Source organism: Nocardioides sp. (assembly GCF_041393715.1).
Classification (GTDB): domain Bacteria; phylum Actinomycetota; class Actinomycetes; order Propionibacteriales; family Nocardioidaceae; genus Nocardioides.
Genome location: NZ_JAWKJQ010000013.1, coordinates 1 through 21,100 on the forward strand (window position 1 = coordinate 1; position 21,100 = coordinate 21,100).

Here is a 21,100-nt window from a genome sequence, read left to right on the forward strand (position 1 = left end):
GGCGCGGTGAGGCGTCGCAGACGGCGCGGTGAGGCGTCGCGGACGGCTAGCGTGGGCCGGTGCCCGACCCACACCCGTCGCATCGGCAACGTGCCCACACCGTCCGGCTCGAGTGGGGACCGGTGGGCGCTGCCGCGATCGCTCCCGGCTGCGGGGTGGCGGTGGTCGTGGACGTGCTGTCCTTCACCACGTCGGTGACGCTGGCGGTGGAGCGCGGGGCCACGGTGCTGCCCTATCGGTGGCGTGACCCCTCCGCCGAGGAGTACGCCGCGGCGCACGACGCCGCCCTGGCCGGCGGCCGCCGCGCGGTGCTCGCCCAGGGCACCCCGAGCCTGTCGCCGGCGAGCCTGGTCGGACTCGCCGGGGTCGAGCGGCTGGTGCTGCCCTCGCCCAACGGGTCGACGATCTCGCTCGGACTGGCCGACTCCGGGGCGAGCGTGGTGGCCGCCTGCCTGCGCAACGCCGCCGCGGTGGCCGACTGGCTGGCGCCTCGGGCCGGCGAGGGCCTCGCGGTGGTCGCCGCCGGTGAACGCTGGCCCGACGGCTCCTTGCGGCCGGCGGTCGAGGACCTCTGGGGAGCCGGCGCGGTGCTGGCCGGGCTGGCGGAGCGGGGCGTGGCGGGGTTCAGCCCGGAGGCGGAGCTCGCGGCGTCGGCGTACCGCTCCGTGGCCGGGCGGCTGCCCGAGCTGCTCCCGGCGTGCGCGTCCGGCCTGGAGCTGGTCGACGGAGGCTTCGCCGAAGACGTCCGCCTCGCCGCCGAGCTCGACGCCTCCCCGGTGGTGCCCGTCCTCACCGGTGCCGGCTTCACCAGGGGTTGACCGGGCGGGACCTCGGCCGGGTCAGCCCGGTGCCGGGCCGGGGACCACGAGCACCGGGATCTCGGCGAACTCCAGGAGGCGGCTGGTCTGGCTGCCGACGTACGCCGGCCCGAGGCGGCGCTGGTCGGAGCGGCCCATCACGACCAGGTCGGCACCCCACCGGTCGGCCTCCGCCAGCGTCAGCTCGAAGGGTGGCATCCCGTCGGCGAGCGTCACCGTCTCGACCCGGACGCCCGCTCGGCGGGCCCGGGAGGCGACCGCGCCCAGCACGCGGTCCGGCAGGTGCCCCTCCTCGGCGACGGTGACCGCGCGCAGCTCGGCGGTCAGCGTCTGCGCCAGCTCGATCGCCAGGTCGGCGGCCGCGAAGGCCGGAGCCGAGTCGTCGACGGCCAGCAGGATCCGTCCGATCATCGTCCCCCCTCCCGGATCCGGACCGCGGTGCGCACCCGCTGCGCCTCCTCGCGGTCCAGCTCGTCCAGGTGCAGCTCCAGGCGGCGGCAGGTGTCCTCCAGCTCCGGCAGGAGCCGGTCCTCGACGGCCCGCCGACGCCGACGGGTCTCGGCGAGCTCCCGGTCGAGTCGACGCTGGGCCAGGGCGGCGCCGGCGGCGGTGGCGGCGGCGGACAGCGCCGCGGCGTAGGCGTCGGCGGCCGGGCCGAGCGCCGCGGTCGTGGTGAGGTCGGGTCGCGGGCCGGGCGTGCAGGCCACCGCCGTGGGGTAGGACACGCCCATCGACACCTGCCAGGTGGGTGCGGCGGTGGCGGTGGCCGGAAGGGTGCGGACCCACCGGTCGAGCTCGCCGCTGGCGCCCAGCGCCCGGGCCCGAGCGAGCAACGAGGTCGCCGTGCCCAGAGCGGCCGCCCAGTCGCTCGTGGCCCGCGCGAGGTGACCGGCGACCCGGTCCTGCTCGCGCTCGAGGGCCTCCTCCTTGCTGCGCAGCAGGGTGGCGGCGCGCCGCGCGGTGTCGACACGGTGCAGCAGGTGGAGCCGGTCGGCCCGGGTGCGAGGAGGGCTGCTCATGGCGCCGCTCCGTCGTGCTCGGCCCCGCTCGCCTCGCTCGCGGCCACCGTCGGTCGCAGGTGTGCGGCGCGCTGGTCGGCGGAGACCACCGTCAGCTCCCGCGGCGGCAGCACGGCGGCCACCCGCCACAGCCGGTCCAGGGAGTCGTCGATGGCGCGAGGGTCGTCGGGCGGCTGGTCGAGCACCTCGGTGTCGAACAGCCGGGCCAGGTCGAGGTAGCGCTGCTCGGTCACCGACAGCGCCTCCAGCCCGATCAGCGAGGCGAGCTGCTCGGCCTGGCGGGCCTCCGCCAGCAGCGCCAGCACCTGGGCGGCGATGGCTTGGTGGTCCTCGCGGGTGCGGCCGGGCCCGGTCCCGCGGCGCATCAGCCGGGACAGCGACGAGAGCACGTCGATCGGCGGGGAGACGCCGCGCGCGTGCACGTCGGGCGACAGCACGATCTGCCCCTCGGTGATGTAGCCGGTCAGGTCCGGCACCGGGTGGGTGATGTCGCCGGCGGGCATGGTGAGCACCGGGAGCTCGGTGATGGAGCCGGCCCGGTCGCGCAGCCGCCCGCAGCGCTCATAGATGCTGGCCAGGTCGCTGAACAGGTAGCCCGGGTAGCCCTGTCTGCTCGGGACCTCGCCGCGGGCCGACGCCAGCTGGCGTACGGCGTCGCAGTAGGCCGTCATGTCGGTCAGGATCACCAGCACGTGGTGCCCGTGCTCGAAGGCCAGGTGCTCCGCCACGGTCAGGGCGAGCCGCGGCGTGAGCACCCGCTCCATGGGCGGGTCGTCGGCGGTGTTGACGAACAGGGCGGCCTGGCCGCGCTGCACGCGCTCCTCCAGCCCGGCCCGGACCAGCTCGGCGTCGGCGTTCGTCACGCCCATGCCGGCGAACACCACCCGGAAGTCGGCGCCCTCCACGGTCGCGTGCGCGGCGATCTGGATGGCCAGCTCGAGGTGGGGAAGCCCGCCGACGGAGAAGATCGGCAGCTTCTGGCCGCGGACCAGCGTGGTGAGCCCGTCGATCGCGGTGACCCCGGTCCGCACCGGGTCGCGCGGCACCTCGCGGCGCGCGGGGTTCAGGACCTGGCCCGAGACCGCGGCGCGACGAGAGGCCGTGACCGGGGGGCCGCCGTCGAGCGGCTCGCCCCGCCCGTTGCAGACCCGACCCAGCCACCGGTCGGTGACCGGGATCTCCAGCGGCGAGCCGGTGAACTCCACGGTGGTTCCGTCGACGCCGAGCCCGTCGGTGCCCTCGAAGACCTCGATCACCGCCACGTCGTCGTCGACGTCGATGACGGTGCCGTGGCGCGTGGTGCCGTCGGCGAGCGGCACCGTGACGAGCTCGTCCCAGCCGACCCGGCCCGGGGTGGTGACAAACAGCAACGGGCCCTCGACGCGTCGGACGCCGGTGACGGCGACCGGCGAGGTGAGCTCGGTGACGTGGTCGCTCATGGCGCCAGCTCCCCCAGGTCGGCCACCAGCCGGTCGGCCAGCCGGGACACGCCCGCGGCGTCGTCGGACCCCAGGTCGTCCTTGGCGCGCAGCAGCGGCGTGAGGTCGAACCCCTCGACGAGCGTCGCGGGGGCACCCGCGCGGACCAGCGCCAGACCCGCGTCGTAGACGTCGAGGGTCGCCTGCAGGAGTGCCGCCTGCTTCGCCGGGGTCGTAGGTCGCGTCGTGCTCGCTGAGCGCGCTCTGCTGGAGTACGGCGGCGCGCGCGAGCTCCGCCCAGCATGGTGATCCGCTCTTCCGCGGGCATCGCGCTGCGCCCACCAGGTCGGCGATGCCGCGAAGCCGGTCGGACTCGGCGAGCAGGGCGAGCAGCCGGCCCCGGCGCACCCCCCAGTCGGGGTCGCCGTGGGCGGCGTACCACCGGGCGATCGCGTCGACGTCGCGGGAGAAGGAGCGCTGCCAGCTGACCGCGGGGTAGTGCCGGGCGTAGGCCAGCTCGCGATCGAGTGCCCACACCGCCTGGACGAAGCGCTGGGTGTGCGCGGAGACCGGCTCGGTGACGTCGCCGCCGGGCGGCGAGACCGAGGTGACGATGGTGACCGCGCCGGTCCCGCCGCCGGCCGTCGCGACCCGTCCGGCGCGCTGGTAGAACGCGGCCAACGAAGCGGGGAGGTCGGGCGGGTAGCCGTGCTCGGCCGGCACCGCTCCGGTGCGGCTCGACAGCTCTCGACGGGCCTCCGCCCAGCGCGAGGTCGAGTCGGCGATGATCACCGCGTGCAGGCCCATGTCGCGGTAGTACTCCGCGACGGTCATCGCGGTGTAGATGCTGGCCTCGCGCGCCATCACCGGCATGTTCGAGGTGTTCGCCAGGATCAGGGTCCGCTCGATCAGGCCGCGCCCGGTCCGGGGGTCGCTGAGCTGCCCGAGCTCGTCGATCAGGTCGGCCAGCTCGTTGCCGCGCTCGCCGCAGCCGACGTAGACGATCACGTCCGCGTCGCCCCACTTGGCCACCTGCTCCAGCAGCATCGTCTTGCCCTCGCCGAAGCCGCCGATGACCGTCGCGCTGCTGCCGGCGCTGATCGGGTCGAGCAGGTCGATGGCCCGCTGGCCGGTGTGGAACGGCCGCGTCTCCGCCAGCCGGTCGGCCGGCCGCGGCCGGCGTACGGGCCAGTCGTGGCCGGCGCGGATCGCGCGCCCGGCCACCCGAGCGAGCTCCTCGCTCTCGAGATGGGTGCCGCTGCCGGCCACCGACTCGACGCGCCCGGCGACGCCCGGCGGCACCAGCACCAGGTGGGGTACGGCGGCTCCGGTGATCTCGCCGATCACCGCTCCCGGGGTGACCTCGGCACCGGCCTCGACCCGCGGCACGAAGGCATGTGCGACCGGGGTCGTCCCGGACTCGCGGCGCCGCGAGAGGAAGTCGGGGGCGCCGCTGAGTGGCCGCAGCAGGCCGTCGTAGATCCCGCCGAGGAGGCCGGGAGCCAGGTTCACGCTGAGCGGGCGCCCGGTGGCCACGGCGGGTTCGCCGACCCGGAGGCCGCCGGTGTGCTCGTAGACCTGGGCGACCGCCTCGTCGCTGCTGAGCGAGATGATCTCGCCCGGGAGCCGGTCGTGGCCGACCTCGACGAACTCGAGTCGGGTCGGGGAGTCGAGGCCGGTCAGGTGCACGACCGGCCCGCTGATCCGGCGGACCCTGCCGGTGGCGCTGGTCGTCGTTCCGGTCATGGCGCCGGCTCCAGGACCCGGGCGAGCAGGTCCCCCTGTGCCTCCAGGGCTCGCCGAGCCAGCGCCGCCAGCCGGTAGTCGACGCGCCGCCCACCGGCGGTCGCCACCACGCCGGGCCGGCTCCCCGGGTCGCGGACCACCACGGCGTCCGGTCCGAGCTGGTCGCGGGCCCGTGCCTCGAGCCCGTCGAGCAGCCGCGGGTAGCGCGGGTCGCCGGCCATCTCCTCGGCCGCCGCGACCACGGCCGCGACGATCTCGCGCTGGACGGCGGACTCGGCCGTCAGGGTCTCGCGGTGGACCTCGCGCCGGGCGGCGGCACGCGCCTGCTCCCGCTGTGCCTGGGCCGTGGCGACCGCTCGGGCCCGGGCCCGCGCGACCACCTGGTCGGACTCCGCCTGTGCCTTCGCGACCGTGGCGTCGGCGCGACTGCGGGCCTCGTCGAGGAGCTCGGTGGCCCGCCGCTCGGCATCCTCGCCGAGCGCCCGCCGCACCGGCGCGAGCTGGGTGTGGAGCGTGTCGACGACGGTCATGGCAGCACCGCCGTGAGCAGGTCGTCGCGGTGCCGCAGCTCCTCGTCGAGGACGGCCGCCGCGGCCTCCGTCGTGATCAGCAGCGAGACCCCGCCGCCGAGCCTCGCCCACGCCGCGCGGATCTCGTCGGGGGTGCGGGCAGGCACCACGGAGGCCCCGACGAGCACGAAACCTGCGAGCTCGTGAGCATCACCGAGGGCGAGGACCTGGCCCATCGCGCTCACACGTTGCCCAGGATCAGCACCGCCACGATGAGGCCGTAGATCGCGACGCCCTCGGCGAGGCCGACCACGACCATCGCTCTGCCGAAGAGCGCCGGCTGCTCGCTCATCGTCGCCAGCGCCGCGGAGCCGGCGTACGCCACGGCGATGCCGGCGCCGATGGCCGAGGCGCCGACGGCGATGCCGGCCCCCAGGAAGGCCAGGCCGCTGTTCGCCGAGGTCGTGGCGGCGGCCGCGGTCGCGGCGGGGGCGGCGGGCGCGGCCGCGGCCGAGAGCGCGTCGATCGCCACCAGGGTGAGGACCGCCAGTGCGAGCAGGAAGATCACGGCCGCGGAGGCGGCGATGGTCCGCTGCGCGGTTCGCGTGCTCATGGTGTCTCCGTTCGTCGGGTGGGGATGTGCCAGGGGAGGAAGGGCCGGCCGTAGTCGGTGAACAGCCGGGAGAAGATCTCGTAGTACTCCAGGCGCAGCGCCTGGACGGCCGCGACCAACGCGCCGAGGGCGATGGCGACGACGTTGCCCACCAGGAAGAGCACGGCGGCCGCGCCGAGGAGCCAGCCACCGCGGCCCCACAGCACCGTGCTGCCCTGCCAGACGACCGTGGTGATCACCGCGTGGGTGAGCCCGAAGGCGGCCAGCCGGGCGAACGAGATGAGGTTGGAACCCAGGCGCAGCACCGTGTCGAACAGCTCGACGCTGGCCTCGGCGATGGCGCCGCCGTGGCCACCGGCCCGCACCAGCAGGCCGACGAAGACCAGCGTCAGACCAGCGGCAGCGAGCAGCGCGGCCGAGACCCACGCCCAGGAGGCGCCGGTGGCGGAGGCCAGCACGATGCTGCCGACGGCGAGCAGGAGCAGGGCGCCCGGGACGGCGCTGGCGTCGAAGAACGCCAGGGCGGCACCCTGCTCACGCCACCGGTTGACGATCGACAACACGGTGGTCAACGACAGCAGCACGGCGCCGACGGCGACGCCCACGACCAGCAGCGTCACCGGCTCCTCGAGCGGGCGCAGCCACCACGTGGGCACCAGGCCGGTGGGACCGAACGCCTCGCCGTACAGGAGGCCGAAGACGGTGGCGGAGGCCCCGGCGCCGAGCAGCAGCGGGGCGGCCGCCCGCAGCCGCCCGAGCCGTCCGTGGCCGTAGCGTGCGGCGAGGCCGACGGCGACGATGGCCAGTCCGTGGGCCACGTCGCCGAACATCATCCCGAACATGAACAGATAGCTGACCGCGGCGAACCAGGTCGGGTCGACGTCGCGATAGGGGACCGTGGCGTACGTCGCCACGAGTGGTCGCATCGACGAGCTCGGCCCGCCCTGGTGGGCGGTGGGCGGGATCAGCCCGGGACGTCACGGGAGATCCACGATGCTGACGCCGACGGGAGCCACCCGCTCCTGGAGCGTGGCCCGGTCGGCGGCGCCGACCCAGCCGGGCAGCACGCGGCACGCCCCGGCCTCGGCGCTCGCGTGCTGCTGGTCGGCCAGCGAGACCTCGCCGAGCAGTGCGGCCGGGTCGCTCCCGACGAGGGTCCGAGCGTCGGGGTCCTCGGGCAACAGCTCGGCGCGGACGTCGGTGGTGTCGACCCCGTCGAGCAGCCCTCGGAGCGGGTTCGGCTGCGGGTCGAGGGGCGGGTCCGGCTCGAAGCAGCCGGCGTCGGCGACGGTGACGAGCGTCGTCCGCCAGCGACTCTCGGGCGCCACCACGGCCACCCGCTGCATGGCCAGCGGCCACCAGTCACGCCGCGAAGGCATCGAGCACCTCCCGTCCGGCGTCGCCGCGTCCGGCGCTCTCGATCGCCACCTCGACGAGCCACAGGTCCACCAGGAGCAGCGCCAGCTGGGCCACCACGCTGTCCCGGTCGCGGCGCCCGGCTGCCACCACGGCGCCGGCGTCGCGGGCCACCCGGCGTACCAGCGCCACCTCGCCGAGCCACAGCTGGGCGACGTCCTCGATCCCGTCGAGCACCCAGCGGGCGTCGGAGGGCAGCCGGGCCGCCAGCGCCTCCATCGACTCGGGCTCGCGCCAGCCGTGGCCCAGCAACCGGTCGGCCCGGCCGGCGGAGGCCGGGTTGACCGACCGTCCGAAGACGAGCTGCTCGCGGGTGGTCAGCAGGGCGGCGACGCCCGCCGCCCACGGTCGGGCCAGGGTGCCGCCGAGTGACCGCAACCGCCCGGCGAAGCCGAGCCGGAGCGCGAGGGCGAGCTCGGCCTCGGTGGTGCCGCCGGGGTCTCCCCAGACCGACGTCGCCAGCAGGGTGCGCAGCTGCTCGGGCGTCGACGAGACGGCCGCGCGCGGCCAGACGGACCCGAGGGAGCCCAGGTCGAGGGGCGGGTGTGCGGAGCCCGCCCGTGGTGACCGCTCCATCCCCGCTCGGTGCTCCTCGAGCGCGGCGATCTCCGCGGGGGCGGCGGCCAGGCGTGCGAGCGGCGCGCCCGATGGTGGCAGCCAGCCGGCCAGCACCCGCAGCTGCCAGAGCCACGACTCCATCGCCGCCCGGCGAGCGACGGCCCGGTCGGCGCCCTCCGGCATCCCGTGCGGTACGACGTCCGCGAGCCGTGCCAGCGCCGGCTCCCAGGCCGGCAGCCCGGCCACCTCGAGGGCGCCGCCGGTCCCGAGGCCGCCGCGCATCAGGGCGGCCCCGCGCACGGTGGCGGCGACCCAGCCCGCGCTCATGACCGGTCGCCGACCTCGCCGGGTCCGGGTGCCGCGGCCAGCAGCCAGAGATCGTCCACGACCTGTGCGACGAGCTCGGGGACCCGCGACTCGGCGTGGGAGCGCAGCAGGTCGGTCCGCTCCGTGGCGCGGCGACGGATCTCGGCCAGCTCGGGGTCGGGGCCGGCTGCCTCGGCCGCGGCGCGGGCGGCCGCCGTGGCCGCCCGGTCCGCCGTCGCGTCCCGCAGCTGCTGCGCTCGGGCGTCGGCCCGGGCCTCGAGCGCGGCGGCGCCCGTGGTCGCGTTCGCGACGATCTCGGCGGCCTCCGCCTCCGCGGTCGCCAGTACCGCACGCAGCGCGGCCAACTCCTCCGCGGCTCCCGCCGCCCGTCGGGTGGTGTGGTCCTCCGCCGCCCCGGGGGCTCCCGCAGGGCGGATGCGTTCGAGCAGCTCGCTCAGCCGCGACGCCATGGTGCGCCGATCCCAGAGGCCATCAGGATCACCTCGTCCTTCTCCATTCTGGTCCGGCCGTCAGGCCTTCACCAGAGGGGCGAGGGGAGTGTGACCAACGAGTCGGCCCGGCGGCTGGTGCGCCGCCGCCGGGCCGACCGGGCGTCAGTGCAGGTGGCCGGCGGCCATGTGCTCCGGGTTGGTGTCGCGCTGCACGCGCCTGCGGGGCAGGAACGCGGCCGGGATCAACACGCAGGCCACCAGGATGGTGGCCACCACGAACGACGAGGCGAACGCGTCGGCGGCGTCGGAGAGCGCCTGGGCGCCGAGGGCCGGCAGCTGCTCGGCCGTCGCTCCGGCCTTGGCGAGGATGGCCGCCACCGCCTCCTGGTCGTCGCCGGCCTGCTTGACGGCGGTGACCAGGCCGAGCTCGGGGCTCTGCTTGTAGCCGTTGGTGAGGAGCACCGAGAACAGCGCCGTGCCGATGGAGGCGGCGACCTGCTGCACGATGTTCATCAGGGTCGAGCCCCGCGCGATGTTGTGGTCGCTCAGCGTCTGCAGCGCCGAGGTCATGATCGGCATCATCGTCGCGCCCATGCCGAGCCCCATCACGAAGAGCGCGCCGAGCAGCAGGGTGTAGGACGTGTCGGTGCTCACCTGGGTGAACGCCGCCATGCCTGCGGTGATCAGGGTGACGCCGGTCAGCACGATCTTGCCGGGCCCGATCCGGTCGACGAGCGCGCCGGCGATCGGCATCGTGATCATCGCGCCGAAGCCCTGCGGTGCGAGCAGCCAGCCGGTCTTGAGCGTGCCCTCGCCGCGGACGGCGATGAAGTACTGCGCGAAGAGCAGGCTGGCGCCGAAGAACGCCACGGCGAACAACGACATCGCGATGACGGCGGTCGCCATCTGCTTGTTCTGCAGCAGGTGCAGGTCGACCAGGGGGTGCGCGATCTCGTCCCACATCGCCCGGGCGACGAAGGCCACGATCAGCACCAGCCCGATGACCGCCGGGAGCAGCACCTCGCGGTGGCCGATGCCGCCGTGCTCGGGGATCGAGCTGACGCCGTACAAGAACGCCGCGAGGCCGGGGGACAGCAGGACCATGCCGATCCAGTCGAAGGTCTCCGACGGCTGCGGGGAGTCCTTCGGGAGGGCGAGGTAGGCGTAGACCAGCGCCGCGATGCCGATCGGCAGGTTGATCAGGAAGATCCAGTGCCAGCTGGCGATCTGGATCAGCCAGCCGCCGAGGATCGGGCCGAAGATCGGGCCGAGCAGCATCGGCACACCGAGCACGGCCATCACCCGACCGACCCGGTCCGGGCCCGCGGCGCGGGTGAGGATCGTCATGCCGAGCGGCATCAGCATGCCGCCGCCGAGGCCCTGGAGGACCCGGAACAGCACCAGCATCTCGATCGAGGTGGCGGTGGCGCAGAGCACCGACCCTGCGGTGAACAGGGCGACGGCGAGGAGGTAGAGGCGCTTGGTGCCGAACCGGTCGGCGGCCCAGCCGGTCAGCGGGATCACCGAGGCCAGAGCCAGGGTGTAGCCGGTCATCGTCCAGGCGACCTCGGCGGGCGTGGCGTCGAAGACCTCGCGGAAGTTCTCCATCGCGATGGTCACCACGGTGATGTCGAGGATCGACATGATCGCGCCGAGGACGACGACACCGGCGACGACCAGGACGCCGCGGTCGAGCTTGTCGTCGGAGCGGGTGGCGGTGGGGGGCGCGCCGGGGTCGCCGGCGGGCAGGGTGGGATTGTCGGTCACCGACACAGACTAGGGAAGCGCCCTCGAGGTTGCGAACCATTTCACAAGCGGCGGAGGTCCCGCGGTTTCGGCTGCGGTGGGCCCCCACGGGCGCGACAATGCGCTGACACACAGGAGGTGGGCGTGGACGAGTCATCCGCTCGGAGCCGGGTCCTGGCCGCGCTCGGCTCGGGCCTGGCCAGCCAGGACAAGCTGGCGGCCGACACCGGGCTGCCGGAGGCGGCGGTGGGGGTCGAGCTGGCGTCGGCCGAGGCCGCCGGGCTGGCGTCGCGGATCGAGCTCGCCGGTGAGACGACCTGGCGCATCACCGGCGCCGGCCTCCTGTACGGCGTGTTCCCCGACCCGGAGCCGCCGTCCGTGTCGCTGACCTCCGCCGCCCAGCGGGTCTCCGCGGGACCGACCGCGGTCCAAGCCGCGGGCCAGGACGGGCCCGCAGGCCCGGAGCTGCCCGGCGAGGCGGCCGCCGTCGCCGCGGGGGTGCGCGCGCCGGTCGACGACGCGTGGCGGGGGTGGGCCCAGCGGTGGCTGCGCCACGCCTACGACCAGGACCGGCTCGAAAGCGAGCAGGTCCTGGAGCGCCTCGACGCCGTCGCCGCGGCGGCCACGCTGCTCGACCTCGACCGGGCGCTGCGCGGCGTGGTCCGGGTCCCCGTCGTGGAGGCGTCCGAGCGCGGGTGACCGCCGTCTGCGACGCCTGACCGCCCCGTCTGCGACGCCTCGGGTGGGTCAGCCGGGGTGGTAGAGCGACACCTGGGGGGTGTGGTCGGCGAGGCCGGCCCGTCGGTAGAGGGCGATGGCCGGGCCGGTGGCGTCGGCGACGATCACCAGCTCGCGGGCGGCCAGCGCGGAGCCGGCGTACTCCCCGGCGAAGCGGACCAGCGCCCCGGCCAGGCCGCGGCGGCGGTGGTCGGGATGGGTGAGGACGGACTGGTAGCGGGCGCGGCCGCCGCCGACGGCGTAGATCCCGAGCGAGGCCACCGGGGTGTCGTCGGAGGTCAGGGCGGCGCACCAGGTGCCGTGCCCGGCCGCGGCCAGGGCGCGCGTGGCGTCGAGCCGCCGGGTGACGAACACCCGGTGCGACTCGGGGGTGCCGACGATGCCGTCGGTCATCTCGAGCTCCACGAGCCGACCCCACAGCGCGTCGTCGTCGACCTCGGCGCGGACGAGTCGGTAGCCCTCCGGTGCCGGTCCCGAGTGGAGCGCGGCGGCCGTGAGCACCATGTCGCGCTCGATCTCGAGGCCGAGCCCGGCCGCTTCGTCGGGGTCGGGGTCGGCGTCCGGGTCGTCGATCCCGATCGCGACGTGCCCGGCGTCCGGATGCGCGGCCCGGAAGACGTCGAGCCAACCGCCCAGCGAGCCGCGCTCGGGAGCGCGACGGAGATAGACGCAGTTGCCCCAGTGGTACGTCGGGTTGGCGGGGCTGCGGACCACGACATGGTCGTCGCGGTCCTCGAACTCCGCGCCGGACAGGCGCAGCAGGGCCAGGTCGGTGGCGAACCCGGGCGATCGCAGCGGTGTCACGGTCCGGACACCGCGGCGCTGGTGCGGCCGTGCGACACCCAGGTCAGCACCGCGCCGCCGTCGAGGCTGTCGGCCACGAGCGTGCCGAGATCGCTCGGCCCGAGGTCGTCGACGGCGGTCCACCCGTTGCCCGAGCGGACGGTGGTGCGGAGGCTGGGCCCGTCGGCGGACGGCTCGGTCCAGGCCAGCAGGTCCCCGGCCCCGGAGCGGACGAGCAGCCGGGGGCCGGAGGCGGTGCCGTGGGTGGCGTGCAGGCGACCGCTGGGCTGCCAGCGACCGTCGACCTGCTCGCGGACCCCGATCGTGCGCGGCCCGGCGGTGAAGACCGCCGTCCAGCCGTCGGGGCTCAGTGAGACCGACGGGTCGGCGTTGTGGACCACGCCGGCCCGCTGGTCGAGGACCACCGCCCCGGTCCAGGTCCCGTCGGCACGCATCAGCCTGGCTCGCGCCCGGTCCCCTCGGACCGTGTGCGCGACAGAGACGGCGGCCGCGCGTCCGTCCGGTGCGACGACGACCTGTCCGGCACCGGTCCCGAGGGGACCGACGCGCTGCTCGGGCGTCCACGCGGCTCCGTCGAAGCGGCGGGCGAGGATCTGGTCGGGCCCGTCCTGCACCTGGGCCCAGGCGACCAGGGCGCGGCCGGCGTCGTCGATGCCGACCGAGAACGCGCCACGGACCGTCCGGGTGCCGTCGTCGAGGCGGGTGGCCGGGCCCCAGGTGCCCCCCGCCGGGCGCAGCATCACCCGGACGGCATAGCCCGAAGCGCGCCGGGCGTCGGTGCGCGCGGCGGCCGGGCGGCCGCCGACCCAGGCGACCACCTGGTCGCCGGTGGCGTTCGCAGCGATCCGCGGCGACATCGCGTCGCGCCCCTGCCAGATCTCGGTCGGGACCGACCAGTCGCCGTCGGCATAGGTCGAGGTCAGCACCCGGGCCGCGCCGCGCAGCGGGTGGCTCTCGGTCCACACCGCGGTCACGGAGCCGTCGGCGTTGCGCGCGAAGTCGGGGCGGGACTGGGTGCCGGCACCGCCCAGCGGCAGCGGGCTCGACCAGCCGCCGTTCTCGTGGACGGAGGCGTAGGCCTTCGTCGAGCCCCCCCGCTGCGAGGACCAGCCGGCCACGACGAGGCCGTCGGTGGTGAGGACGGCGGACGTCGAGCCGCTGGCGTCCAGGACGGTGGGCGGCGACCAGTCGTCGGCTGCCGCCGGCCCCGCGGCGCCGACCGCCAGACCGAGGACCAACGCGCCGGCCGCCCAGGTGATGGCGGTCGGAACGAGACGTCGGGGGCGGACGACAGGCATGGTCCGACTCTAGGTCTGGATCAGGCCTCGCGTGGGGGATTGAGGCGGAGCGCCGCGCCGGCCATCTGGGTGAGGACCGAGCGCATCTCCTCGTCGGGCAGCAGCCCGCTGTGGGGGGTGGAGTTGATCAGCCCGAAGGCCACGTGCGCCATCGCCCGGGAGCGGTCACGGGTGAGCGTCGGGTCGAGCCCCCGCAGCTGGTCGGCCCACAGGTCGACGTAGCGGCGCTGCAGGTCGCGGACCTTCTCGCGCGCGTCGTCGGGCAGCGACTCCCAGTCGCGGTCCTGCACCACGATCAGCGACCGCTGCCGGAGCGCGAAGTCGACGTGCCAGTCGACCAGCGCGGCGACCGCCGCCCGTGGGTCGGCGGCTCCGGCGACCCGTCGTTCGCCCTCGGCGAGGAGCTCCTCGCTGATGGAGACCAGCATCTCCGCGAGGATCGCCTCTTTGGCCACGAAGTGCTTGTAGATCGCCGGTCCGGAGATCCCGCAGGCGGCGCCCAGGTCGGCCACGGAGACTCCGTGGAAGCCGCGGGCGGCGAACAGGTCGGCCGCCGTCGCGAGGATCTGGGTACGTCGGCTCACCGGGTCAGGTTATCCGGCGTTCACCTGCCGGCGCGTGCCCCGACACCGCCAGCACCGGCCGCCCGGCCAGCTCGTCGACCGCGTCGTCGACCTCCTCGAGGCCGGCGGCCCGCAGCAGGTCGGCGAGCCGGGGTGCCTCCACCTCCAGGAAGTCGTGGTGGCCGCCCCCGCCTCCGAACCGCTCGCACTCCGGGTGCCGGGGGTCGGAGAACACCTCGTCGACCAGCAGCACCCGGCCGCCGGGCGCCAGCACCCGGCCGATCTCGGCCACCCCGCGCTCCAGGTCGTTCCAGTGGTGCAGGGTGTTGACCGCCCAGATCGCGTCGACCGACCCGTCGGCGAGCGGCAGGTGCTCCGCCGCGCCGGCGGCGAGCTCGATGCGACCCGGCCGCGACCGTCCCGGAAGCGACCCGGTCAGCCGGCCGGCGGTCAACCGGGAGCGCAGCAGTCCCCGCATGAACGGCGTCGGCTCCACCGCCACGACGGTGGCGCCCGTGACCGCCGCCGCCACCGCGCCGGCCCCCATCCCCGCCCCGATGTCGACGACGCGCTCACCGCGCCGCGGGGCGATCCGCGCCACCACGGCGTCGTTGACCTCCGAGCGCCACAGCCGCGGCAGCAGGCGGAGGTATCTCAGCGCCCCGCGCACGCCCTGGTCGTGGGCATGCCCGCCATGGTCGTGCCCGTGGTCGTGCCCGCCCCGAGGCCCGTGCCCGTGTCCGGTGTGACCCCCGGCTGCGTCACCCATGTCCCCAGCATCCCACTGCCCCGCCGCCCGGGTCGTGTGTCCCAGCCGTCGTCGTCCCCGCGGGAGGGGACACACGACCCCGCCCGGGTCCGCCGGCCTCAGTCGGCACGCCGGCGGGCCTGCTGCAGCAGCCACTCCCGCATCCCCACGGCCGGGGCGGGCTCGGGGAGCCGAGCGCACACCCAGCCGTCGTCGTCGACGGTGGTGGGGTGGAACGTGCAGACCTGGGCGGGCTCGTCGGTGCGGTGCCCGTCGCTGAGGTCGAAGCGCCAGAAGTGGCCGGGGCAGGTGAGCAGCCCGTCGCGGACGACGCCGCCGGACAGCCGGATGTCGCGGTGGGGGCAGCGGTCGAGCATGGCCTGGAAGCCGCCGTCGGGCAGCCGCACCACGCACACCCGGCCGGTCTCGTCCGCGCCGCGGAGCTCGACGCCCAGCGGCGTCTCGACCGGCACGTCCGACGCCAGGCAGATGCGCGTCCACTCCTCGGGTGCGCTCACCGGGAGTCCATCCCGTGGCCAGGACGACGCCAGCCGAGGTTGTGGCTGATCCGCCCCGCGGTCTCCATCACGGGCCGGGCCAACCGCCGGATCGGCTCCGCGTCGTTGTTGCTGATGTGGCCCGCGACCGAGACCGCGGCGACCACCCGGCCGGTGCGCCCGCGGATCGGGGCGGCGAGCGAGACCATGCCGGCCTCCGACTCCTGCACGTTGACGCCGTAGCCCTGCCGGCGCACCTGGTCCAGCTCGGCCCGCAGCGCCGTCTTGGAGGTGATGGTGTGGGCGGTGCGGCGGGTGAGCCGCATCGAGGTGAGCAGCCGCTCCTGCTCGTCGGCATCGAGGTAGGCGAGGAGCACCTTCCCCGTGGAGGTGAGGTACGCCGCGTTGCGGCCGCCGACCCGGCTGAACACCGCCATCGTGGTGGGGCTCTCGCGGCGTTCGACGTAGAGCACGTCGGTGCCGTCGAGGATCGCGACGTGCAGGGTGTGGTCGGTGATCGTCCGCAGCTGGTCGAGTGGTCCGGTGGCCGCCTGGTGCAGCGACAGCGCGGTCTCCGCGGAGATCCCGAGGTTGCGCATCGTCGGGGTCAGCCGGAACAGGCCGGTGTCCTCGACCTTCTCGAGCAGCTGTTCCTGGACGAGCGTCCACACCACGCGGTGGGAGGTGCTCTTGCCGACGCCGATCCGCCGGGCGAGCTCGCTGACGCCGAGCTGGGTGTCGCCCTTGCCGAACTCACGCAGCACCCGCGCCGCGGTGGCCACGCTGGCCAGCGTCTGGGTGCTGCCGGGCACGCGCGTCATCGCCGGCTCCGCCCGGCGGTCAGCAGAGCCCGCCGCAGTTCCTCGGCGTCCCCGGCCAGCTCCGCCGCCGAGAGCGACGGGGCGATCTCGGCGGCGAGCAGGCGGGCGGCATGCCTCAGGCCGACCCGCTCCGCGACCACGAACTCGTCGACGAGCGCCTCGCGCCCCGGGAACGCATGCCGGATCGCCTGCCCGTCGCGGACGGCGGCGGCATGCCGGTTGGCGAGAGCGACGCCGGCGTGCTGCGCGTGGTGACCGCTCAGGCCGCCTCCGGGCGAGACCGAGAGGTGGTAGACCACCTCGGCGATGCCCAGCACCCGGCGTACGGCCGGGGGGTCCTCCGCGGCCAGCAGCCCCAGCTCGGGCAGGATCGTGGCGTCGAAGAAGCGCACCGTCCAGGAGACGCCGGCCTCGTGGTCGCCGATCTCCACCTCCGGTCCACGGGGCGGGGGCAGCGGGTCGGTCGTCGCGACCAGGTGCAGCTCCCGCGTGGCGGCGACGGCCACGGTGACCTGCGCGGCGCCGACCAGCGGCATCGCCGCGCGCTCGGCCGGCGCCAGCAGCTCGGCCTGGCCGAGGTAGGCGCGGTGCAGGGCGCCGACGTAGTCGGCCAGCCGGTCGCGCATGGCCTCTGGCCCGGCGGCCGGCCAGTCGTCGTCCGCGCCGACTGTGTCTCCGGTCATGTGACCCAGGCTACGGACTAGTGTCCCGCATAGGGGTACGCACTTTCCCGCATGCGGAACGTTGCTCCTACCGTTTCGGGACATGAAGGGGCAGCGATGAGCACGGGGTACGTCGACGGTCACACCGCCGCACAGGCGATGAAGGACGCGATGGCCGAGCCGGACATGGCCGAGGGCACGCCCGCCGGCACCACGCGGCTGGAGACCGACACCGCGAAGTACGGCAAGCGCCGGATGCCCAAGCCCGGTGTCCCGGCCGGCATCCTGCGGCTGGCCCACGTCGACATCCAGGTCACCGACCTCGACCTCACCACCGCCTACTACACCGGCGTGATGGGCATGACCGTCAGCGGCCGCGACGCCGACTCGGTCTACCTCCGCTGCTGGGACGAGGACGACCACCACTCGCTGCGGCTGCGCTACTCCCCGCGCGTCGGGTTCGACCTGATGGCCTACAAGGTCGCCCACGAGGACGACCTCGACGACCTCGAGAACAAGATCAACCGCTACGGCCTGCCGGTGCAGCGGATCAGCCGGGGCGAGGCCCTCGGCCAGGGCGAGAGCATCCGCTTCGAGACCCCCAGCGGGCACACCATGGAGCTGGTGCACGAGATCGAGAAGGTCGAGAGCTCGCGCGGCAAGGTCAACCCCGAGCCCTACGCCGCCGAGGGTGTGCCCGGCCCGCCCAGCCTGATCCTCCCGCCGCGGATGGACCACCTGCTGGTCACCGCGGAGGAGGTCGGCGAGTCGACGCAGTTCTACCGCGACGTCCTCGGCTTCCGGATCACCGAGCAGCTGCTCGACGGCAACGGGCACCAGCTCGGCACCTGGATGGAGCGCTCGCACAGCCCCCACGACCTCGCGGTCGTGCACGGCCCCAACGGCGGCCTGCACCACTTCGCGTTCTGGCTCGACGACTGGGACGACGTCCGCGACGCCGCCGACGTGCTGGCCTACAACGGCATCCAGGTCGACGTCGGGCCGACCCGGCACGGCGTCACCCGCGGCTCGACGATCTACTTCTTCGACCCGCTCGGCACCCGCAACGAGGTCTTCACCGGCGGCTACCGCCCCGACCCCGACTTCCCGACCCTCACCTGGACCGAGGACAACATCGGCCGAGCCGTCTTCTACTACGAGGGCGAGCTCAACGACCGCTTCATGAGGGTGCACACATGACGATTCTGCGACTGTCCCACGTCGAGCTCCGGGTCCCCGACCTCGAGCTGGCCACGGCCTACTACTCCGAGGTGGTGGGCCTGGTCGAGACCGCGCGCGAACCCAACCGGGTCTTCCTGAAGTGCTGGGACGAGCACCAGCACCACTCCCTGGTGCTGACGCTCGAGCCGACCCACGGGCTCAACCACCTGGGCTTCAAGGTGACCGACCGTGAGGATCTCGACCACTACCAGGAGCGGCTCGAGGCGGCCGGTGTCGCCGTCAAGCGCTTCGGCGCCGACGAGTGGGCCAAGGGACACGGCGAGTCCATCCGCTTCGAGCTGCCCAGCGGGCAGCAGATGGAGCTCGTCCACGGCATGCAGCAGGTGGGCAACCTGCTGCCGCAGACCAACCCGCCGCCGCGCCCGATGGGCCTGGTCGGCATGGCGCCGCCACGGCTCGACCACATCTTCCTCACCGCCGAGGAGGTCGACACCGTCACCCGCTTCCTCGAGGAGCACCTCGACTTCCGGCTCACCGAGCAGGTCGTCGGTGACGACGGCTACCAGATCGCCAGCTGGCTGGAGGTGTCGCACTCCTCCCACGACATCGCGCTGATCACCGGGCCCAACGGCGGCCTCCACCACTTCGCCTGGTGGGTCGACGGCTGGAACGACCTGCGCACCGCCGCCGACGTCTGCGCCTACCACGGCGTCAACATCGAGACGAACCCCACGCGGCACGGCGCCACCCGCGGCCAGTGCCTCTACTTCTTCGACCCCGTGGGCAACCGCAACGAGATGTTCACCGGGGGCTACTGGGTCGACCCCGACTCCGAGCCGATCACCTGGACCGAGGCGGAGATGGGGCGGGCGCTGTTCTACTACGACGGCGTCGTCAACCAGAAGTTCCTGACGGTGCACACATGAGCAGCGACGTGATGAGTGGCGAGGGTCCGCTGACCGACGAGGTCGGCCAGGCGGGAGCCACCCTGGCGGAGGGGGAGCAGTCGGCGCCGACCGTGCTGCCCCGCACCGAGCGCCCCGACGCGCCGGCGTACCTCCAGCGGCACAAGCAGCGGCAGGCGGCCCGGGCCGCCCAGCGGCCCGCCGAGGCGCTGGCCGGCGGTGACGACGAGACGCCGCTCTACCTGCGTCGCTTCCGGGAGCGGCAGACCGACGGCAGCGGGCTCGGTGAGACGGTCAGCTTCGACGGCGAGAGCCTGAGCACGACGCGCGCCTGGGCCGAGGTCACCCGCACCAAGGAGATCGTCCCCGAGCGTCGCGACCAGATGGCGACCGTCGCGGCCGACATCTACCTGGTCCGGCACGGCGAGACGCAGGGCTACTCCTCGGAGTCCGGGCTCACCCCGCTGGGCGCCTGGCAGGCCCACCGGCGCGGCCAGGAGATCGCTCGACGGGTGATGCCCGGCATGCAGGTGCAGATGGTGTGTGCGCCCACCAACCGGGCCCGGCAGACCGCCGAGCACCTGCGCCGGGGCCTGCTCGACAACGTCGAGCTCTACGGCCGCCAGGGCGCCGACATCTCCGAGGTCCACGACGACCGCAACTTCCGCAACTTCGAGGTGGCCACCCCCGACGGCCCGCGCGACGTCACCTCGGCCTTCCGGATCTATCACCGCGAGGCGGAGAAGTACGAACGCATCGGCCTCGGCGAGCGTCCGGGCTGGCTGGTCGAGATGGACCGCTTCTGGGGGATCCAGCAGGGCGGCGGCGACCCGATCACCCACTGGCTGACGATGCCGATGCTCTACTTCGAGCCCCCGGTCTCCGCCGTACGCCGGTTCTGGCGGGGCATCCTGGAGCTCGAGAAGCACACCGACGCCCGGCAGATCGTGGTGGCCACCCACTCGGGGCCGATCCGGGCGTTCGCCACGGCGGTGATGGGCTATGACCCGGGCGAGCCGTTCAACACCGAGTTCGTCCGGATCCGCCTGATCGACGGCGGGGTCACCGCCCTGGTCCTCTATCGCAACCGGGTCCAGGAGATCTCGATCCCCGACCTGACGGCGCTGCCGCCGAGCAGCGACCACCGGTTCGACGTCTCGGAGGAGGACGGCGATGAGTGACGCTCCCCATGTGATCACGTTCGACACGCTGACCGAGCACTACCAGCCCATCGTCGGCGGCAAGTGCGCGTCGCTGGGCACCATGAGCCAGGCGGGGCTCCCGGTGCCGCCCGGCTTCGCGGTCACCACGGCGGTGTTCGCCCATGCGCGCGACCTGTCGGAGACCCAGCAGGAGATCAACGACCTGCTCGCCGACACCGATGTCGACGACTCGGCGGCGCTCGCCGCGGCGGCCGCGAAGTGCCGTGACATCGTCACCGGCTGGCCCCTGGCGCCGGACAGCGAGCAGCTGATCCGCGACGAGTACGCCGCCCTGTCGGCCTACTGCGGGGTCGAGGACCTGCCGGTGGCGGTGCGCTCGTCCGCGACGGCCGAGGACTCGCCGGACGCCTCGTTCGCCGGCGAGCACGACACCTACCTGTGGGTCCGCGGCGCCGACGAGGTGATCGACAAGATCAAGTCCTGCTGGGCCAGCATGTACACCGACCGGGCCATCGCCTACCGCGAGGAGATGGGCTACGAGCACTACAACGTCGACATGGCGGTCGCCGTCCAGAAGATGGTGCGGCCGCGGTCGGCGGGGGTGGCCTTCACCCTCGACCCGACCAACGGCGACCGCTCGGGCATCTGCATCGACTCCGCGTGGGGCTTCGGTGAGGGCGTCGTCTCCGGGGCAGTGACGCCCGACAACTTCCTCGTCGACAAGGTGATGTGGTGCGTCAACCGGCGCACCATCTCGCCGAAGGCGCAGGCCTACCAGCTCCACGACGACGCGGTCTCGCTGGTCGACCTCGACGAGGAGACCGCCAACGCGCCGTCGCTGACGGACGAGGAGATCATCGCGATCGCCAAGCTGGCGCGCACCGCCGAGAAGCACTACGGCTGCCCGCAGGACATCGAGTGGGCCGTCGACGACGACCTGCCGGCCGGCGAGGACGTCGTCCTGCTGCAGGCCAGGCCGGAGACGGTCTGGAGCAAGAAGTCGCACGAGGTCAAGGCCGAGAGCGACCTGATGTCCAGCATCGTGTCGACGCTGGTCAACCCGTTGTACGCCAAGCGAGGGGGAACGGAGTCCTGACTCGGGGTCAGCACCGTCGAGG

General features: G+C 74.3%; 24 protein-coding genes. 6 read left to right on the forward strand and 18 right to left on the reverse strand.

Features of this window, described 5'->3' with window-relative positions; translation table 11 throughout:
* Window positions 1-59 precede the first annotated feature (59 nt).
* Window positions 60-818: a 2-phosphosulfolactate phosphatase gene (locus R2740_RS16970; RefSeq protein WP_371303879.1), complete on the forward strand. Its 759-nt coding sequence runs from the start codon at window positions 60-62 to the stop codon at window positions 816-818.
* A 21-nt stretch (window positions 819-839) separates the two neighbouring features.
* Here R2740_RS16970 and R2740_RS16975 read toward each other — a convergent pair whose 3' ends face one another.
* The 11 genes from R2740_RS16975 to R2740_RS17025 form a co-directional block, all read right to left on the reverse strand.
* A complete protein-coding gene (locus R2740_RS16975) occupies window positions 840-1,229 on the reverse strand; it encodes a universal stress protein (protein ID WP_371303880.1) in 390 nt (129 codons plus the stop codon).
* On the reverse strand, window positions 1,226-1,837 hold the full coding sequence (locus R2740_RS16980) for a V-type ATP synthase subunit D (protein WP_371303881.1): 612 nt from the start codon (window positions 1,835-1,837) through the stop codon (window positions 1,226-1,228). Before R2740_RS16980 ends, R2740_RS16975 begins: the two co-directional genes overlap by 4 nt.
* Window positions 1,834-5,001: a V-type ATP synthase subunit B gene (locus R2740_RS16985; protein WP_371303882.1), complete on the reverse strand. Its 3,168-nt coding sequence runs from the start codon at window positions 4,999-5,001 to the stop codon at window positions 1,834-1,836. Before R2740_RS16985 ends, R2740_RS16980 begins: the two co-directional genes overlap by 4 nt.
* On the reverse strand, window positions 4,998-5,531 hold the full coding sequence (locus R2740_RS16990; protein WP_371303883.1) for a V-type ATP synthase subunit E family protein: 534 nt from the start codon (window positions 5,529-5,531) through the stop codon (window positions 4,998-5,000). Before R2740_RS16990 ends, R2740_RS16985 begins: the two co-directional genes overlap by 4 nt.
* Window positions 5,528-5,746: a V-type ATP synthase subunit F gene (locus R2740_RS16995; protein ID WP_371303884.1), complete on the reverse strand. Its 219-nt coding sequence runs from the start codon at window positions 5,744-5,746 to the stop codon at window positions 5,528-5,530. The genes R2740_RS16990 and R2740_RS16995 overlap by 4 nt, the downstream gene beginning before the upstream one ends.
* Window positions 5,747-5,751: 5 nt before the next feature.
* On the reverse strand, window positions 5,752-6,123 hold the full coding sequence (locus tag R2740_RS17000; RefSeq protein WP_371303885.1) for an ATP synthase subunit C: 372 nt from the start codon (window positions 6,121-6,123) through the stop codon (window positions 5,752-5,754).
* Window positions 6,120-7,049, reverse strand: coding sequence for a V-type ATPase 116kDa subunit family protein (locus tag R2740_RS17005; protein ID WP_371303886.1), 930 nt, complete (start codon window positions 7,047-7,049; stop codon window positions 6,120-6,122). Before R2740_RS17005 ends, R2740_RS17000 begins: the two co-directional genes overlap by 4 nt.
* A gap of 51 nt (window positions 7,050-7,100) precedes the next feature.
* Window positions 7,101-7,502: a hypothetical protein gene (locus R2740_RS17010; protein WP_371303887.1), complete on the reverse strand. Its 402-nt coding sequence runs from the start codon at window positions 7,500-7,502 to the stop codon at window positions 7,101-7,103.
* Entirely contained in the window at window positions 7,486-8,424 is a 939-nt protein-coding gene (locus tag R2740_RS17015; RefSeq protein ID WP_371303888.1) for a hypothetical protein, read from the reverse strand. Before R2740_RS17015 ends, R2740_RS17010 begins: the two co-directional genes overlap by 17 nt.
* Window positions 8,421-8,873, reverse strand: a complete 453-nt coding sequence (locus R2740_RS17020) for a hypothetical protein (protein ID WP_371303889.1) — start codon at window positions 8,871-8,873, stop codon at window positions 8,421-8,423. Before R2740_RS17020 ends, R2740_RS17015 begins: the two co-directional genes overlap by 4 nt.
* 144 nt (window positions 8,874-9,017) lie before the next feature.
* Window positions 9,018-10,622, reverse strand: a complete 1,605-nt coding sequence (locus R2740_RS17025; protein WP_371303890.1) for a DHA2 family efflux MFS transporter permease subunit — start codon at window positions 10,620-10,622, stop codon at window positions 9,018-9,020.
* 123 nt (window positions 10,623-10,745) lie between these two features.
* Here R2740_RS17025 and R2740_RS17030 point away from each other — a divergent pair, with 123 nt between their 5' ends.
* Window positions 10,746-11,300, forward strand: coding sequence for a hypothetical protein (locus R2740_RS17030; RefSeq protein ID WP_371303891.1), 555 nt, complete (start codon window positions 10,746-10,748; stop codon window positions 11,298-11,300).
* Window positions 11,301-11,348: 48 nt separating this feature from the next.
* Here the strand turns inward: R2740_RS17030 and R2740_RS17035 are convergent, their stop codons facing one another.
* The 7 genes from R2740_RS17035 to R2740_RS17065 all read right to left on the reverse strand — a co-directional run bounded on the left by R2740_RS17035 (window position 11,349) and on the right by R2740_RS17065 (window position 16,753).
* Entirely contained in the window at window positions 11,349-12,143 is a 795-nt protein-coding gene (locus R2740_RS17035; protein WP_371303892.1) for a GNAT family N-acetyltransferase, read from the reverse strand.
* A complete protein-coding gene (locus R2740_RS17040) occupies window positions 12,140-13,441 on the reverse strand; it encodes a hypothetical protein (protein WP_371303893.1) in 1,302 nt (433 codons plus the stop codon). Before R2740_RS17040 ends, R2740_RS17035 begins: the two co-directional genes overlap by 4 nt.
* Before the next feature lie 20 nt (window positions 13,442-13,461).
* Complete coding sequence (locus R2740_RS17045) at window positions 13,462-14,025, reverse strand: TetR/AcrR family transcriptional regulator (RefSeq protein WP_371303894.1); 564 nt, start codon at window positions 14,023-14,025, stop codon at window positions 13,462-13,464.
* 4 nt (window positions 14,026-14,029) lie between these two features.
* Window positions 14,030-14,773, reverse strand: coding sequence for a class I SAM-dependent methyltransferase (locus R2740_RS17050; RefSeq protein WP_371303895.1), 744 nt, complete (start codon window positions 14,771-14,773; stop codon window positions 14,030-14,032).
* A 98-nt stretch (window positions 14,774-14,871) separates the two neighbouring features.
* Window positions 14,872-15,270, reverse strand: coding sequence for a Rieske (2Fe-2S) protein (locus R2740_RS17055; protein ID WP_371303896.1), 399 nt, complete (start codon window positions 15,268-15,270; stop codon window positions 14,872-14,874).
* Window positions 15,267-16,070, reverse strand: a complete 804-nt coding sequence (locus tag R2740_RS17060; protein WP_371303897.1) for an IclR family transcriptional regulator — start codon at window positions 16,068-16,070, stop codon at window positions 15,267-15,269. Before R2740_RS17060 ends, R2740_RS17055 begins: the two co-directional genes overlap by 4 nt.
* The gene (locus tag R2740_RS17065; protein WP_371303898.1) at window positions 16,067-16,753 is read right to left on the reverse strand and encodes a hypothetical protein; all 687 of its coding nucleotides are present in this window, start codon (window positions 16,751-16,753) and stop codon (window positions 16,067-16,069) included. The genes R2740_RS17060 and R2740_RS17065 overlap by 4 nt, the downstream gene beginning before the upstream one ends.
* Window positions 16,754-16,849: 96 nt before the next feature.
* Here R2740_RS17065 and R2740_RS17070 point away from each other — a divergent pair, with 96 nt between their 5' ends.
* Genes R2740_RS17070 through R2740_RS17085 form a run of 4 tightly spaced genes read left to right on the forward strand, consistent with a single transcriptional unit; the run spans window position 16,850 to window position 21,078 of the window.
* Window positions 16,850-17,932, forward strand: coding sequence for a catechol 2,3-dioxygenase (locus tag R2740_RS17070; RefSeq protein ID WP_371303899.1), 1,083 nt, complete (start codon window positions 16,850-16,852; stop codon window positions 17,930-17,932).
* Window positions 17,929-18,840, forward strand: a complete 912-nt coding sequence (locus R2740_RS17075) for a catechol 2,3-dioxygenase (RefSeq protein WP_371303900.1) — start codon at window positions 17,929-17,931, stop codon at window positions 18,838-18,840. The genes R2740_RS17070 and R2740_RS17075 overlap by 4 nt, the downstream gene beginning before the upstream one ends.
* On the forward strand, window positions 18,837-20,000 hold the full coding sequence (locus R2740_RS17080) for a histidine phosphatase family protein (RefSeq protein ID WP_371303901.1): 1,164 nt from the start codon (window positions 18,837-18,839) through the stop codon (window positions 19,998-20,000). The genes R2740_RS17075 and R2740_RS17080 overlap by 4 nt, the downstream gene beginning before the upstream one ends.
* Window positions 19,993-21,078: a PEP/pyruvate-binding domain-containing protein gene (locus tag R2740_RS17085; protein WP_371303902.1), complete on the forward strand. Its 1,086-nt coding sequence runs from the start codon at window positions 19,993-19,995 to the stop codon at window positions 21,076-21,078. Before R2740_RS17080 ends, R2740_RS17085 begins: the two co-directional genes overlap by 8 nt.
* The last annotated feature ends 22 nt before the right edge of the window (window positions 21,079-21,100 follow it).

Excerpts from the sequence above, each read along its gene's own strand:
- R2740_RS17075 (WP_371303900.1), top strand. The coding sequence starts at position 17,929 with ATGACGATTCTGCGACTGTCCCACGTCGAGCTCCGGGTCCCCGACCTC.
- R2740_RS17020 (WP_371303889.1), bottom strand. The coding sequence starts at position 8,873 with ATGGCGTCGCGGCTGAGCGAGCTGCTCGAACGCATCCGCCCTGCGGGA.
- R2740_RS16975 (WP_371303880.1), bottom strand. The coding sequence starts at position 1,229 with ATGATCGGACGGATCCTGCTGGCCGTCGACGACTCGGCTCCGGCCTTC.
- R2740_RS17015 (WP_371303888.1), bottom strand. The coding sequence starts at position 8,424 with ATGAGCGCGGGCTGGGTCGCCGCCACCGTGCGCGGGGCCGCCCTGATG.
- R2740_RS17065 (WP_371303898.1), bottom strand. The coding sequence starts at position 16,753 with ATGACCGGAGACACAGTCGGCGCGGACGACGACTGGCCGGCCGCCGGG.
- R2740_RS16995 (WP_371303884.1), bottom strand. The coding sequence starts at position 5,746 with ATGGGCCAGGTCCTCGCCCTCGGTGATGCTCACGAGCTCGCAGGTTTC.
- R2740_RS17040 (WP_371303893.1), bottom strand. The coding sequence starts at position 13,441 with ATGCCTGTCGTCCGCCCCCGACGTCTCGTTCCGACCGCCATCACCTGG.
- R2740_RS17085 (WP_371303902.1), top strand. The coding sequence starts at position 19,993 with ATGAGTGACGCTCCCCATGTGATCACGTTCGACACGCTGACCGAGCAC.
- R2740_RS16980 (WP_371303881.1), bottom strand. The coding sequence starts at position 1,837 with ATGAGCAGCCCTCCTCGCACCCGGGCCGACCGGCTCCACCTGCTGCAC.
- R2740_RS17010 (WP_371303887.1), bottom strand. The coding sequence starts at position 7,502 with ATGCCTTCGCGGCGTGACTGGTGGCCGCTGGCCATGCAGCGGGTGGCC.
- R2740_RS17060 (WP_371303897.1), bottom strand. The coding sequence starts at position 16,070 with ATGACGCGCGTGCCCGGCAGCACCCAGACGCTGGCCAGCGTGGCCACC.
- R2740_RS17005 (WP_371303886.1), bottom strand. The coding sequence starts at position 7,049 with ATGCGACCACTCGTGGCGACGTACGCCACGGTCCCCTATCGCGACGTC.
- R2740_RS16990 (WP_371303883.1), bottom strand. The coding sequence starts at position 5,531 with ATGACCGTCGTCGACACGCTCCACACCCAGCTCGCGCCGGTGCGGCGG.
- R2740_RS17070 (WP_371303899.1), top strand. The coding sequence starts at position 16,850 with ATGAGCACGGGGTACGTCGACGGTCACACCGCCGCACAGGCGATGAAG.
- R2740_RS17080 (WP_371303901.1), top strand. The coding sequence starts at position 18,837 with ATGAGCAGCGACGTGATGAGTGGCGAGGGTCCGCTGACCGACGAGGTC.
- R2740_RS16985 (WP_371303882.1), bottom strand. The coding sequence starts at position 5,001 with ATGACCGGAACGACGACCAGCGCCACCGGCAGGGTCCGCCGGATCAGC.
- R2740_RS17050 (WP_371303895.1), bottom strand. The coding sequence starts at position 14,773 with ATGGGTGACGCAGCCGGGGGTCACACCGGACACGGGCACGGGCCTCGG.
- R2740_RS17000 (WP_371303885.1), bottom strand. The coding sequence starts at position 6,123 with ATGAGCACGCGAACCGCGCAGCGGACCATCGCCGCCTCCGCGGCCGTG.